Origin of the sequence: Edaphobacter aggregans DSM 19364 (assembly GCF_000745965.1) — a bacterium.
Lineage (GTDB): Bacteria > Acidobacteriota > Terriglobia > Terriglobales > Acidobacteriaceae > Edaphobacter > Edaphobacter aggregans.
In genome coordinates, this window is the sequence record NZ_KN050789.1 from 72,349 (window position 1) to 86,172 (window position 13,824).

Below are 13,824 nucleotides of genomic sequence, written 5' to 3' on the forward strand. Positions count from 1 at the left end.
GGCGATTATTTCATTTGTATTGCGAGCCTTAGAGGCGGCGGAGATAGGCCTTGGCCTCTTCGAGATGGGGGAAGAGGCGCTCCTCGGCCTGGAACTCGCGGGAGTGCACGCAGCGGCGTCCAGATTTGACGCGGACGGGGTGCTTGAGGTGGAGCATTTCGTGGTAGAGGAGGTACTCGATCGCCTCGCGTGGGGTGTCGGGGCGATCGAAGACGCGGCTGACCACGATGGTGTTGTGCGCGGCGTCGTAGTGGCCGAGCATGCGGCGGGCGTGGTGCGCGCTCCAGGTAAGGATGGGCCGGCCGAGCAGGCCGTGGAAGAAGCGCGCGTTGAGCGACTCGAAGACCTCGTTCAAGTCGAAGTGGTGGCCCTGCGCGGTGAGGATGCGCTTGCGTCCGCGGGTCTGGCGGATGTGCTCGGCCTGGCGCGAGACGGCCTCGGAGGAGACGTGGCGGCGGTAGCGGTCGGCATGCGTGGGCGCGATGGGCTTCCTGTAAAGCTTGGCGAGAAGGATGTGCGCGATGGCGTGGTGCACGGACTCGGGCGCGTGCTCGAGCAGATCGGAAAGGCGGACGTGAAGGCGTCCTTCGCGGAGGCGGATGGTGGTGTTCAGCGAGGTGAAGCGGCGGAAGCGGATGTCGAAGGCAGGGATGGGCGCGCGGGGGCGGATGCCGCGGTACTGCTCCTCAAAGATGGGGACGAGCGGGGAGTGCACGGTACGTCAAGATTAACATGGCGGCGAGCGGAGAATCTCAACGTTTGTTGGTCGTGCGCCTGTGACATTTCAGGGGTTGGCGGGCACGGAGTTCTTAGCAAGTAACGTGGAGGATGGCGTTGGCTTTGCGCTCTTTTTCGATGGCACGGAGGGCCTTGTCGGTGGGCAGGATGAGCAGTTCGACGTCGCGGCGTTTCGCCTCACGTTTGACCTCCTCCATTACCGGCAGGTTGCCGTACGCTCCTGTGCCGATGACAAGCCGCTTGCACTTCCAGGGAATCTTTTCTTCGATGGATAGTGGTGTATGTCCGAACTCATCCCGGAACTTTCGGGAGGGTGCCTTTTTGCGTTTGCGGATCTCACCGCGGTCGATCACCACGTCCTCTGTGTACGTGCTGCCGTCGATCCGGATGGTGCCGAAGGAAAATTTGTCGAGGTGCATAGGCGTCTCCTCGTGTTGCTGGAGTTCAGGCGCTCTTCTTCGAGGTGACGGCGGAGAAGGTAGACCATTGCTGTTCCACGTCATGACTGCCGCAGTGCGGACAGGCGGGCTTGCTGGTGTCATGCTCGGACATGGTCAGGACGCTGGAGAAGGTTTTTTTGCAGCCGTTGCAGAGATAGTCATAGTGGGGCATACAGACCTCCCACGGTCTTTCGAGCGAATTCTAGACCTGTCGCTGGAGGATATTCAAGATGGGCGGGTCATTGGCGGGAAGGACTCTGGTTTTGTTGTTCTACACGGCTGCCTTCGATGCTTGCCGCACTCCGGGCTCTTTCGCCTGGAAGGCGATGCGCTCGTCTTCTCTCAGCGGGAGGCGAAGGAGGACGCCCTTTTGACCAGAGGCGAAGCTGGTTTCGAGGACGGCCATGACGGCAATGGCGGACTCGGGCGAGACGGGCAGCGGGGCGCGGCCGAGGATAGCGTCGCGGACGCCGCGATAGTAGCCGACCTGATCTGCCGGTGGGACGGGGATCGCGGTGCGGTCGCCAGTCTCTCCATCCATGAGTATGCCGGGGTCGTGATCATCGCCGAAGCCGGGCGTTCCGGGGGCGATGATTCCCTCGACGAGCTGCTGCTCCTGGAGGTCGGGGCCGTGTTTGGCCCAGCTGGCGTGAGTGCCGTGCATCAGCGTGCGGGCGATGCCTCCTGAGGAGAGAAGCGTGGCGTGGAGGATGACGCGCAGGCCGGGGTAGATGAGCTGCACGTGGGCCCAGTCGTCGGTCTTGCCGCCGGGGCGCAGCGTGGCGAAGCTGGCGAGGACGCTGTCAGGAAGCCCGAACAGATGCAGCGTGAGATCGATGAGGTGCGGGCCGAGGTCGAACCAGAGGCCGGCGCCGGGACCGGGGTCTTCGCGCCAACGCTGACGGACCAGTGCGCGGAAGCGGTCCATGTGGGCCTCGAAATGGACGACGTCGCCGAGGACTCCGGAGGCGAGGACGTCCTTCGCAGCGAGGATGTCGCTCTCCCATCGGCGGTTCTGGAAGACGGAGAGCAGGCGGTCCTGCTCGCGTGCGATCTGAACGAGCTCGCGGGCCTCGGCGAGATCTAGGGTGAAGGGCTTGTCGACGACGACGTGCTTGCCCGCGCGGAGCGCAGCGGCGGCGAGAGGGAAGTGGCTCTCGTTGGGCGTCGCGATGACGATCAGGTCGAGGTCGGGATGAGTCGCAGCCTCGGAGGCCGAGCAGACGGTGACGCCGGAGAGGTCGGCGAGGACGCGCTCCGGGCGGCTGGAGCCGACGATGGGGAGTTCCAGGCCTTCGACTGCGCGGATGAGCGGTGCGTGAAAGGTCTTGCCGGCGTAGCCGTAGCCGAGAAGGCCGACACGAATGGGATGCGGGGTGCTGGTCGTCATGCTCTACCCAGAGTAGGGAGAGGACCGTGACGAGTCAAAAGAGCTTGCCGTTAGCGTGGCGCGTTGTCGCTGTTGGCGGGGTTGTTGTCCTTTGGCGGCGGATGGGCAGCGAACCAGGCCTTTTGTTCCTCGATCATCTGCGTAGCCTCGTCGCGGAGGTCGTGGATGGTCTCAAGGGCGAGCTTGCGCTCGATGTTGTAGGCATCGTTGTCGGGTGGAGACTTGATGGCGGTGGCCCAGCGCTCGGTGGCGTCGACGAGCTTGGGGAGCGACTTGCGGATGTCACGGTGGCGCTGGCCGTAGTCGTCGAGGTTGTCGTTGAGCTCGTCGGCGAGCGCGGTGCACTGCTGGAGCAGATCGTGGGTGTCCTGCTCGCGGCCGGGACGGCGGGGCTTGGCGTAGAGATCGTCGAGAGCCTTGACGCGAACGTCGAGGAGCTTGATGAAGACCATGACGCGGTCGTTGGCGATGTAGGCGGACTCGCGGATCTGCTCGATCTCCTTTTCGGAGAGGGTGGGTTCAGAGCGCTGGGCGCGAGAGACGGTGCTGGTCAGGCCGAGAAGAGCGAGAGCGAACAGAAGGAGCGGACGGCGGCGCATGCGGGTGATTGTAGGCGAGAGAGGAACCTTGCGGGCGACCAGTTTGCCATTAGTGATTGAAGACCTGGGTAAGAAGATCGTTCTGGACCTTGTTGAGCTGCTTGAGGGTGGCTTGGAGGGTCGGACGATCCTCGCTGGAGGCGCTGTGCAGGTATTCGTTGAGCCGGTAGGTGGTGCGGTGCATCAGCATCTCGGCATTCTTCAGGCGCTTGGTGTCGCGTGCAAGGTTCAGCTGGATGAGTTCGGCGTAATGTTGGATCTTCTTGAACATTGCAGTGGCGCGGTCGGGGTCGCCGTTGAGCATCTCCTTGCCGGCGATTTCGGTCATTGCGGAGACGAGCTCGGTATAGAGGAAGCACTGCTCACGTGGATTGGCTTGCTGGGCGCGCTGCTCGAGCTGGATGAGAGCCTGCTCGTCGAGGAGGAGGGATTTATCGATGGGTGCGGGGTAGAGAGGGGAGCAGAGAGCGAGGAGGACGACGAGGACGAAGGGCCGAAGGGTGAGTCTCATAACGCACCTCGTTGGGAGCGTCTGGCTTCATTGACTTCATGGAGTCGACTGCTTGCTACGTTCTTGTAGCGTGAACTCTCAAGCGTTTCAATACATCGTTCCGGTCAACCGGTTACTTCATATGTTCCAGGGCGACCAGCCTGTGTCTGGCCTCCCACTCCTCGTCGGGAAACTGTCCTTTGGCTGCCGCGAGGAACTGTTTGTACAGGTCAGAGGCTTGTTTGACCTGGTGGAGTTTGTCGTGCGCCGTTGCCGCCAGAAAGAGCGTAGCTGGCGTAACTGCCAGCACTCTAGCACGAATATCGAGTGCGCGCAAGGTGGTGGCAGGGTCGTGGTTAGCGGAGGCCGCGAAGGCGAGATGGCTGGCGGCGATGGCGTAGGCGTCGGGCGAGGGAAAGGCCTGCGGATTGGCGATGGCGCGCTCGAGCAGGGCCTGTGCCTCGGCCGGGCGACGGAGGCGGATCAGGGCGTCGGCCTGGTCGTCGAGCAGGGTGGGATCGTTGGGCGACGCGGCGGTGAGGGTGGCGTAGAGCGGGAGCGCCTTCTCGTACTGGCTGTTGCTGCTGTAGAGGCGAGCGAGCAGGCGGGTTACGGCGGCGTCCCGCGGGTTGGCGGCGTGGAGCTTTTCGACGATGGGGAGGGCCTCGGCTGGCTTGTTCTGCGCTTCGTAGAGGGATGCGAGCTGGGCGTTGAGGGTGGGGTCGTCGGGGTGCTTGGCGAGCGCGGCGGTGAGGAGGGGCTCGGCGGCGGCGGCTTTCTTTTGCTGGAGAAGGAGATGGACGAGGGCGGCGGTGGCCTGGGTGTTGTCGGGGTCGGCGGCGAGGAGGCGGCGGAAGGACTGCTCGGCGGCGGCGCTGTCGCCGGTGGCCAGGGCGAGCTCGCCGGCGAGGAGGATGTCCTCGGGGGTCTCGGAGGAGAGCTTGATGGCGTTGAGGAGCTCGTCGCTGGCTCCGGCGGGGTTGCCAGCCTGGTCGAGCCGGGCGAGGGCGCGGTAGGCGCGGGCGCGGAGAGCGGGGTCGCCGGTGGGGATCGCGGCCGCGGCGGCGAGCTCGGAGTGAGCGCTGGAGGAGCGGCCGGTGCGGGCGAGCAGGAGGCCAAGCGCGAGGTGCGGCTCGAGCATGTTGGGTGCGGCGGCGATGGCGCGGCGGTAGGTGGTCTCGGCCTCGGAGGTCTGGTCGAGCGCGTCCTGGGCGGAGGCGAGGTTGTAGAGGACCTGCGCGTCGCGGGGGTTCTTCTCGGCGAGGGTGGAGAGGAGTTTTGCGGCGGTGGCGTAGTCCTGCTTTACGAGGGCTTCACTGGCCTGGGAGCGGAGGGGGTCGGGCTGGGGCTCGGAGGCGGCGTCGCGAGTTCCGGCGGGGAGCTGCTGGGCGGGAGTGTTCGCGGTCGCGAAAATAAATATTGCGAGGATGGTCAATTGACGGAGCAGTGGCTGATGCCGGCCTCGCGGATTTTGGTTCTTGCTGGACATCGGTGTTGGTCTCCCCCTCCCGTACTAAAGTTTGCAAAGTATTCGAAACAGGAGACATAGCTGGGTACTTCGGTATGGCTATGCTCTGTTCAGTTTAAATGCTAAGACCCGGCTGGATGGCCGGGTCTCGAGTGTTTTCCCTGATTTAAGTTTAGCAGGGGTGTCAAGGGATTTCTGTGGAAAAGAGTTCGAGGTGAGAGCCTCGAGCATCATGTAGAGTTCCCGATTCGGGATAAATCCTGGAGAAGCTGATTGTCTCAGCGCTTGGCATGAAGTTAAAACACTGACACACAGGGATGTCCAACGTTGTGTTCGCGTCCGACGTTCGACACACATGCTAGCGAGCGGACACTAGATCGATGCGCGTGCCTGCACCTGCGGAGTGTCTTCTGAATCAGCCATTTCAGGGCGGGTAAATTGCTGGCGCAGGGTATGGCAATCCGGTTGCACCGAAAGTAATCGGCAACAGCCCTTGGACCTTAATGCATGGTTTACAAGCATCGGCTCATCATAAGAGCCATTCTTTGCACTGCGCTGGTGATTACGTGGTCGAGATCAGGAAATGCGCAAACTCAGGAATTGGTCAACAAGCAATCGGGGGTTGAGAACCAGTCTTCCGTCGAAATTAGCAAGCAGGCGGCCAATCCCCTGGCGAGTCTCTCGCTGATGCAGTTCCAGCAGAATACGAACAGGATTGGATTGCCAACCAACCAAGGAAACGCAGTCCAGAGCAACCTGCAGTTTCAGCCACTCCTGCCGGTGAGTATGACCGACAACTGGAACCTGATCTCGCGACCAGTACTGCAAATGTACAACTCGACACCGTACGTGTCCCCGACCGGACAAGAAAAGCGTGTGACCGGCTTCGGCGATACAGTTCTTGCATTTGCCTTATCGCCTGGCCATGCATTGGTAGGGAACTGGCTGCTCGCCGCTGGCCCCACGTTTATTTTGCCGACCGCGACAGAGACGCTGATCGGGCAGAAGAAATGGCAATTCGGACCTACGGCTGCGATCGGATATGCCGGCCAACACTTCTTAACCTACGTCTTCACGCAGCAGTGGTTCCCTATTGGCGGCAATGGCAAAAAGACCAATCAAATGTCGACCTATTACTCCTTCGTTTACTTCTTCTCCAACGGATGGAGCGTTGGAACGCAGCCGCAGATGCTAATAAATTGGGAAGCACCCCGCGACGAGAGAGTCACGTTTCCCGTAGGGCTTCAGGTAGGAAAGTTGCGCAAGGTCGGGCTCTTGCCCGTAAAGTTCGACCTTATGGTCCAATACTACCCAGTCCATCCAGAGGTCTACAGTCCGAAGTGGAATATTCAGCTGCAGGTAACGCCCATCGTTCCGAAATTGATCAAGAGAACGATATTTGAGACTCGCCCTTAGGAATATAGAACCCGGTGCAGTGCCCCGCTTGCTGTGTGTTGAAAAACACCCTGCCGATTGACCGGTGCTGCGGTGGGGACGTACCATCCGCGCCAGCGGGAGGGCAACGTTATGCCGGCCCATGGTTATGACGTGATCGTCGTGGGTGGTGGTCTGGGTGGGGCCGCTCTGGCCAGGGTGATGGCTGAGGCTGGGGCGCGAGTTCTGGTTCTGGAGCAGGAGGCGCGCTTCAAAGATCGCGTCCGCGGAGAATTTCTGGCGCCGTGGGGAGTCGCGGAGGCGCGGCGGCTTGGCCTTGAGGACGCGATTCAAAGATGCGGCTGGTGGATTCCGCAGATTGAGATGGGTCTCGGGCAGCCACGCGACCTGGTGGCCACGACTCCACAGGCGATGCCTGCGCTGGCGTTCAGTCACCCGGAGTTGCAGGAGGCTTTGCTCGGTGCGGCCGCTGCGGCAGGCGCCGATGTTCGTCGTGAGGTCGCTGTTACTGCGATCGAGCCCGGCGAGCCGCCGCAGGTGAGGTTCCGCAGCGCAGGAGGCGACGAGGTAGTCACGGCGCGGATGGTTGTCGCATGTGATGGGCGTAACTCGGCCGCTCGCAAGTGGGTCGGATTCGCCGTTGCGCGGCAGCCGCATCCTGTTTTGTTCGCGGGAGTGTTGGTTACTGGTTTGGCTATGCCGCACGATATGGCCCATTATTTTTTCAACCCCGAGACTGCGACGGTGGTTGGCGTGATTTATGAGGGCAAGGATCGCTATCGCGCTTATCTGGCCTATCCGCGGGAGGGAGTGGAACGTTTGCAGGGCGAGCAGACGTTGCCGCGATTTCTTGAGTACTCGCGACGGACGACGTTATTTCCCAACTTCTATGATGGCTCGGTTCGCTGCATCGGGCCACTGGCGTCGTTTCCCTGCGATGAAGACTGGATCGAGCATCCTTACTCCGGCGGCGTGGCGCTGATCGGCGATGCGGCTGCAACGAGCGATCCGGCGTATGGGCAGGGCATGTCCCTGACGCTGCGGGACGTGCGGACGCTCAGCGAGGCGCGCTGGGGAATAGCGACTGGGAGAGCGCCGGTCATGATTATGCGAGCGAGCACCAGCACTATTTTTCTGTGATCCACACGTCCTGCGAGTGGCTGAGACAGATCTTTCAGGAGCAGGGACCGGAGGCGGACCGGCGACGTGCCGCGGCCATGCCGCTGATCGGCGAGGATCCTACGAGGATTCCAGACCACATCATGAGCGGACCTGGGCTGCCGATCGACGATCGAGTGCGTGCGCGGTTCTTCGGCGAGAGTGTGGACCGGGCTGCCTGAGTCACTGGAGGGGCTCGTCTTCCGGGGTTGGTTCGTGGTGGCCTACGAGTGAGTAGACGACTGCGAGGGCGAGGGCTGCTCCGGCGAGTGTGGCTATGGTAGAGGTGCGAGATATTCTGCGAGACCGCTAGGCCGTTGTTAGCTCCCGCTCCGTTGCCGCGGGTTTGAGGACGGGAGCGAGCCAGTGGCCGGTGTGGGAGGCGGGGTTGGCTGCGATCTCTTCGGGCGTTCCGGTGGCGACGACCTGGCCGCCGCGCGAGCCGCCCTCGGGGCCCATGTCGATGATCCAGTCGGCGGACTTGATGACGTCGAGGTTGTGCTCGATGACGAGGAGCGAGCCACCGCCTTCGATGAGCTTGCGGAAGGCGGCGAGGAGCTTGGCGACGTCGTCGAAGTGGAGGCCGGTGGTGGGCTCGTCGAGGATGTAGAGGGTTCGCGAGCGGATCTTGGCGGCGGTGTCGTTGGAGCTGCGCGAGGTGTTGGAGCGCGCGGTGGCGAGGTGCGAGGCGAGCTTGACGCGCTGGGCTTCGCCGCCGGAGAGCGTGGTGGCGGACTGGCCTAGACGGACGTAGCCGAGGCCGACCTCTTCGAGGACGTAGAGCTTGTCGACGATTTTGGGGTGGCCGGCGAAGTAGACGAGGGCTTCTTTGACCGTCATGTTGAGGACTTCGTAGATGTTCTTGCCCTTGTAGCGGATCTCGAGGATGGAGGGTTTGTAACGCGTGCCGTTACATTCTTCGCAGGGGAGTTCGACATCGGCGAGGAACTGCATCTCGACGGTGACGGTGCCGTCGCCTTCGCAGACGTCGCAGCGGCCGCCGGGGACGTTGAAGGAGAAGTGGCCGGCGGTGAGGCCGCGGCGCTTGGCGTCGGGCTGCGCGGCGAAGAGGGCGCGGATGTCGTCGAAGGCCTTGATGTAGGTGACGGGGTTGGAGCGAGGGGTGCGGCCGATGGGGGACTGGTCGACGAGGACGACCTCATTGAGGTGCTGGACGCCGGAGAGCTCGCGGTAGAGGCCGGTGATGTCGACGCCGTCGGCGGTGCCCTCCTGCCCGAGCGCCTGGATGAGGGCGCGGTAGAGGACCTGGTGGACGAGGGTGGATTTGCCGGAGCCGGAGACTCCGGTGACGCAGACGAGCATGTTGAGGGGGATGTCGACGTCGACGCCGCGGAGGTTGTGGATGCGCGCGCCGGTGAGCTTGAGATGTTCGCGGCCGGGCTCGCGACGGTGTTTGGGCACGGCGATGCTGGCGCGGCCAGAGAGGTATTTGCCGGTGATGGAGTTTGGGTTGGCGGTGACTTCGGCGACGGTTCCGGAGGCGAGGAGCTGGCCGCCGAGTTCGCCGGCGCCGGGGCCGAGGTCGAGGAGGTGGTCGGCGGAGCGGATGACATCGGGATCGTGCTCGACGACGAGGATGGTGTTACCGAGGTCGCGCAGCTCTTCCATGATGCGGATGAGGCGGGCGGTGTCGCGGGTGTGCAGGCCGATGGAGGGCTCGTCCAACACGTAGAGTGCGCCGACGAGGCGGGAGCCTAGCGAGGTGGCGAGCTGGATGCGCTGGGATTCGCCGCCGGAGAGTGTAGAGGAGAGGCGGTCGAGGGTAAGGTAGTCAAGGCCCACCTGGTCAAGGAAGTGGATGCGCTGACGGACCTCTTCGAAGATCTTGCCGGCGATCTCGGCCTGCGATGGGGTGAGGCGAAGGGAGTCGAAGAAGTCGCGGGCGGCGGTGACGGTGAGGGCGGAGACCTCGCAGATATTTTTGTCGTTGATTAAAACCGCGCGGGCTTCGGCGCGGAGGCGCTGGCCGCGGCAGTCGGGGCAGCTGGCGTAGCCGCGGTACTTGGAGAGGAAGACGCGGACGTGCAGCTTGTACTTCTTGTGTTCGAGCGCGGCGAAGAAGCCTCGGATGCCGGGGAAGCCGGGGGCTCCTACTTCGATGAAGCGCTGCTGCTCGGGGGTGAGATCGTACCAGGGGACGTCGGTGGGGATGTCGGCGGATTTTGCGGCGCGGAGCATCTCGCCGTGATGCGGGCGGTACTTGGTGGTGGTCCAGGGAGCGACTGCGCCTTGGGCGAGGGTCTTCGACTTATCGGGGATGATGAGGTTGGGGTCGAAGTCGATGGTGTTGCCGAAGCCCTGGCAGCGGGGGCAGGCTCCGTAGGGGTTGTTGAAGGAGAAGAGGCGCGGCTCGGGCTCGCGGTAGGCGCGGTGGCAGGTGGTGCACTCGAAGGCGGCAGAGAAGCGCAGGGCGCGGGGATCGCCTTCGCTCTCGCGGGGGACGGTGAGGAAGCGGATCTCGCCGGACTCGCGGTAGCCGGTCTCGATGGCGTCGACGAGGCGGGAGCGGATCTCGGGTGAGAGGGCGAGGCGGTCGACGAGGACGAAGATGGGCTGGGAGAAGTCGAGCTCGAGGAGGGACTCGGGGGTGGAAAACTCGACTATGTTGCCGTTCTGGAAGAGGCGGTTGTAGCCGCGGCGACGGAGTTCGGTGAGGCGGTCTTTGAGAGCGTCGGTGAGGTCGAGGGTGGGTTCGGGCTTTGTGACCTTAAGGGATTTCTTTGCGACGGTCTTTTTGGCCTTCGCAGGTTCGGGGGTGGTTGCCTTTTCGGTGGCGGCGGGCTGCATGGGCTCGAGCCTGATCTCGGCGCGTTGGATGGGGAAGAGGGCGTAGACGCGGGTTCCTTCTGGCAGCGCGAAGAGGCTGGCGACGATCTCGTCGACGGTGTCGGTTTTGACGACCCCGCCGCAGTGCAGGCAGGTGACGGTGCCGCAGCGGGCGTAGAGGAGGCGGAGGTAGTCGTAGATCTCGGTTGCGGTGGCGACGGTGGAGCGCGGGTTGCGCGTCTGGTTCTTCTGCTTGATGGCGATGGCAGGGGCTAGGCCGTCGATGTGCTCGACGTCGGGTTTTTCGATGCGCTCGAGGAACTGGCGGGCGTAGGCGGAGAGCGACTCGACGTAGCGGCGCTGGCCCTCGGCGTAGACGGTGTCGAAGGCGAGCGAGGATTTGCCCGAGCCCGAGACGCCGGAGACGACGGTGAGGGCGTTGTGCGGGATGTCCACGTCGATGCCCTTGAGGTTGTGGGTTCGGGCTCCGCGGATGGTGATCTGGTTCAGGCTGTGCTCGGGCTTTGGGGCGGGCATCGGGTTGCTCATGGCCAAACTTCTATTTTCAGGCATGGGGCGGGGAAATGCGAATTTGATCAGTGGTAACGGTGAGTTTGAAATCCACAGAGGGATTTCGATTGTTAACGAACGCGTATTTCATCTAAGGATCATTGATCAGCACCCGGTTTATCTTGTCCTGAAGGCGTTGGTGGTGCTACGGGCGAACTACTGAGATTCTTCGCTCCGCTAAGAATGGCGGTTGTATCGGTTATGCGGAGGCCTTCTCGTCGGGTTGCGGCCGGAAGACTTTCAGCTTTCCTTTTGAATCAGTTCGGTTGCCGGGAGTTCTGCTGGTTTTTTCGAACTGCTCTGCATGAGATCGACGAACGTTTCGAAGAGACGGTTCCGCTTCTCCAGCCTGAGGCTGGCACGGGTGATGTACCGGATGACGATGTCGATCCCCGCCCCGGCTGGCGTCAGATTGACCGAGGGCATGGCGCTGAACTGAGGCGATCCTTCTTCGTGGGTCACCCTCTTCCACTCCGCCTCGGCCATCTTCGCGTCATTCTCAGTGGCCTTCACGGTGGCCTCGTAGATCTTTTCGACCAGCGGGTGAATTCCCGTTCCGGTTGGAATGCTGATCTTAATTTCGTCCCACATCCACTGCCCGACGGTGGAGAAGTTGAAGTACTTTCCGCGAATGGCGTAGCCGTTGAGAAACGACACTCTGCGGCCGGTCGGGTGACCGTGCGCGGTCCAGTTTCCGGTTTCGAGCAGCCAGGTGCGGAAGATTCCAAGTTCGACGACCTCTCCTCCGACACCGTCGATCTCGACCCAGTCCCTTACCCTGATTCCGTTGGGACCCATGAGGACGAACCAGCCGCAGAATGCAAGGATGAAATCCTGGAAGACGAGGGTCAGTCCCGCGGTGGCCAGACCGAGGATCGTCGGCGTCTGTTGGGGTACGCCGAAGATCACTAACAGAACGAGCAGAAAGCCGACCACTTGGGTTCCAAGATTGACGACCGTCTTGAGCGTCTGCTTTTGCCGGTGCTCGCGAATGAATCTCTCAAGACCCTGCTGCAGGGCCCAGCCAACGAGTATCGTCAACACGCAGATAACAGCGATGATGGCCAGCGACTGCAGGAGAAGATGAATAACGATCCTGTACTGAATCTCAACCTGTCTTCCCCACCGACCGTACAGCGCGACCAGCTGTTGCTGCGTATCAAGGCGGTCATTGAGAATGCTGAGGATGTTCTGCCGAACTGCCATCTGCTGCAGCTGATCGATTCGTTCGGATTTGGATAGCGGCGTGGTTCTTGCGGAGGCCTGTGCGGCAAACTTGTCTGCCTCCGAACGGAGCCTGGTCTCATCGTCTGTCAGCGCGGCGACATCGGCTTTGGCAAGTTGTTCGGCCTGGGCGATCAGCTCTCTCCGGTTGTGGAGCGACCGTAGCGCGGCGATCTCCTCTGCCATAGTGCGATATTGTTCTGCCGAGGCGACAGCATTTTGCCCTTCGCCCCTGGAGGCGTTATCACTTTCGTACTTCTTCATCGCGGCCTGTCGCGCCGTCAACTCCTGCTGGATCTTGCTGCGCTGATCTCCGGTCACGCGGGAGAGGTCTTCGATGGAATCTGCGAGCTCGTTTTGATCGAGTCCGAGCTGCGCCTTTGCAATCTCAAGGTCGCTCGCATTGGAAGATGACTCGGTGGAGGCTGTGCCTGCGCTCAGAGATGCAATGCGATCCTGATCGCTTTTGATGGTCTCCTGGAGCCGGTTCACCCGTTGCTGCAACTCTAGAGCTCTACCACTAAGCTTGGGCTTTTCGAGGCTGGCCTGCCGGAGCGATTGCGAGAATGCCTGATCGACTTCGTGATCGGCGAGGCGCTCGGCCTCTCGAGCAAGCTCCTTCTCCTCTGCGGACTGTGCGAGAGCGGCCAGAGTTGCCGCAGTCTGCCACGGGCGTTGGTCAACGACTCCGCGGGCGACGTAGTCTCCTGTCCAGTTGCCCTTCTTCGCCTGCAGAAACGGAAGGTATTCCATCACTCCGCGAGTGAAGAAGACGCCGGCCGACGCGCTCGCCAGCACGATCAACATAACCAGGATGGAGACCTTGCGAGTCCGGTTCATGCGCACCTTTCGTCGGAGAGACTCAAACTCAATTCGATCTTAGGGAGCCGAGTGCGGAGCTTTTATGTGGATGCAAGCTGCTGCCTTCAAAGTTTGAATTGCGCAGCAGTCACGAACTCTTTCCAGGCAGCGGGATGAGCTCAAACGCAACTACGATCCCGTCTCGGCTTCCTTTTGCGGACGGAAGATTTCGAGGATCAACAGGCAGGCTCCGATGACGATGGCGGAGTCGGCGAAGTTGAAGTCGGGCCAGTGGTAGGGGCCGACGTGGACGTCGATGAAGTCGATGACGTAGTGGTAGACGATGCGGTCGTAGAGGTTGCCGACGGCTCCGCCGAGGATGAGTGCGAGCGCGATGCAGGTCTTCGAGAAACAATCGCAGGAGCGGAGCAGCATGACGCCGACGATGAGGACGGCGGCGACCGAGAAGAAGATGAGGCCCTTGCGGACCATGTCGGGTGAGGCCGTGTCGGCGAGGAAGCTGAAGGCGGCGCCGGTGTTGAGGACGTGAGTGATGCTGAGGATGCCGGGGATGACGGTGTGGGAGCGGCCCACGGGGAGATGGTTGACGATGAACTTCTTCGAGGCGTGGTCGGCGATGGCGACGAAGGCCGCGAGCGCGAGCAGGGCGAAGAAGTAGACGTAGCGGCGCTGGCCGGGCGTGCGGGAGCGGCGCTTGGGGTCGAACTCGGTGGGCGGGTACTCGTAACGCTCGGCCATTCTTG

General features: G+C 62.4%; 13 protein-coding genes. 3 read left to right on the forward strand and 10 right to left on the reverse strand.

Going from position 1 to position 13,824, the window contains the following annotated elements:
* Window positions 1-28: 28 nt before the first annotated feature.
* The 7 genes from Q363_RS33335 to Q363_RS33365 all read right to left on the reverse strand — a co-directional run bounded on the left by Q363_RS33335 (window position 29) and on the right by Q363_RS33365 (window position 5,146).
* The gene (locus tag Q363_RS33335; protein WP_035359194.1) at window positions 29-715 is read right to left on the reverse strand and encodes a SprT-like domain-containing protein; all 687 of its coding nucleotides are present in this window, start codon (window positions 713-715) and stop codon (window positions 29-31) included.
* Between the two features lie 94 nt (window positions 716-809).
* Window positions 810-1,157 (reverse strand): MTH938/NDUFAF3 family protein, encoded by a 348-nt coding sequence (locus Q363_RS33340; RefSeq protein WP_035359196.1) that lies wholly within the window; start codon window positions 1,155-1,157, stop codon window positions 810-812.
* A 25-nt stretch (window positions 1,158-1,182) separates the two neighbouring features.
* Window positions 1,183-1,350 (reverse strand): FmdB family zinc ribbon protein, encoded by a 168-nt coding sequence (locus Q363_RS33345; protein ID WP_035359197.1) that lies wholly within the window; start codon window positions 1,348-1,350, stop codon window positions 1,183-1,185.
* Between the two features lie 99 nt (window positions 1,351-1,449).
* Window positions 1,450-2,568: an oxidoreductase gene (locus Q363_RS33350; protein ID WP_035359199.1), complete on the reverse strand. Its 1,119-nt coding sequence runs from the start codon at window positions 2,566-2,568 to the stop codon at window positions 1,450-1,452.
* Between the two features lie 50 nt (window positions 2,569-2,618).
* A complete protein-coding gene (locus tag Q363_RS33355) occupies window positions 2,619-3,167 on the reverse strand; it encodes a hypothetical protein (protein ID WP_035359200.1) in 549 nt (182 codons plus the stop codon).
* Between the two features lie 49 nt (window positions 3,168-3,216).
* On the reverse strand, window positions 3,217-3,678 hold the full coding sequence (locus tag Q363_RS33360; RefSeq protein ID WP_035359201.1) for a hypothetical protein: 462 nt from the start codon (window positions 3,676-3,678) through the stop codon (window positions 3,217-3,219).
* Between the two features lie 112 nt (window positions 3,679-3,790).
* A complete protein-coding gene (locus Q363_RS33365; RefSeq protein WP_051979696.1) occupies window positions 3,791-5,146 on the reverse strand; it encodes a tetratricopeptide repeat protein in 1,356 nt (451 codons plus the stop codon).
* 486 nt (window positions 5,147-5,632) lie between these two features.
* Between Q363_RS33365 and Q363_RS33370 the strand changes: the two genes are divergently transcribed.
* The 3 genes from Q363_RS33370 to Q363_RS39795 all read left to right on the forward strand — a co-directional run bounded on the left by Q363_RS33370 (window position 5,633) and on the right by Q363_RS39795 (window position 7,860).
* Window positions 5,633-6,541: a transporter family protein gene (locus tag Q363_RS33370; protein ID WP_157468165.1), complete on the forward strand. Its 909-nt coding sequence runs from the start codon at window positions 5,633-5,635 to the stop codon at window positions 6,539-6,541.
* Between the two features lie 111 nt (window positions 6,542-6,652).
* Window positions 6,653-7,660, forward strand: coding sequence for an FAD-dependent oxidoreductase (locus Q363_RS33375; protein WP_051979697.1), 1,008 nt, complete (start codon window positions 6,653-6,655; stop codon window positions 7,658-7,660).
* On the forward strand, window positions 7,657-7,860 hold the full coding sequence (locus Q363_RS39795; RefSeq protein ID WP_051979698.1) for a hypothetical protein: 204 nt from the start codon (window positions 7,657-7,659) through the stop codon (window positions 7,858-7,860). The genes Q363_RS33375 and Q363_RS39795 overlap by 4 nt, the downstream gene beginning before the upstream one ends.
* Window positions 7,861-7,987: 127 nt before the next feature.
* Here the strand turns inward: Q363_RS39795 and uvrA are convergent, their stop codons facing one another.
* The 3 genes from uvrA to lspA all read right to left on the reverse strand — a co-directional run bounded on the left by uvrA (window position 7,988) and on the right by lspA (window position 13,819).
* On the reverse strand, window positions 7,988-11,014 hold the full coding sequence (gene uvrA / locus Q363_RS33380; protein WP_245632648.1) for an excinuclease ABC subunit UvrA: 3,027 nt from the start codon (window positions 11,012-11,014) through the stop codon (window positions 7,988-7,990).
* Window positions 11,015-11,275: 261 nt separating this feature from the next.
* Window positions 11,276-13,099: a mechanosensitive ion channel domain-containing protein gene (locus Q363_RS33390; protein ID WP_035359206.1), complete on the reverse strand. Its 1,824-nt coding sequence runs from the start codon at window positions 13,097-13,099 to the stop codon at window positions 11,276-11,278.
* Window positions 13,100-13,249: 150 nt separating this feature from the next.
* A complete protein-coding gene (gene lspA / locus Q363_RS33395; RefSeq protein WP_084081017.1) occupies window positions 13,250-13,819 on the reverse strand; it encodes a signal peptidase II in 570 nt (189 codons plus the stop codon).
* Between the last annotated feature and the right edge of the window lie 5 nt (window positions 13,820-13,824).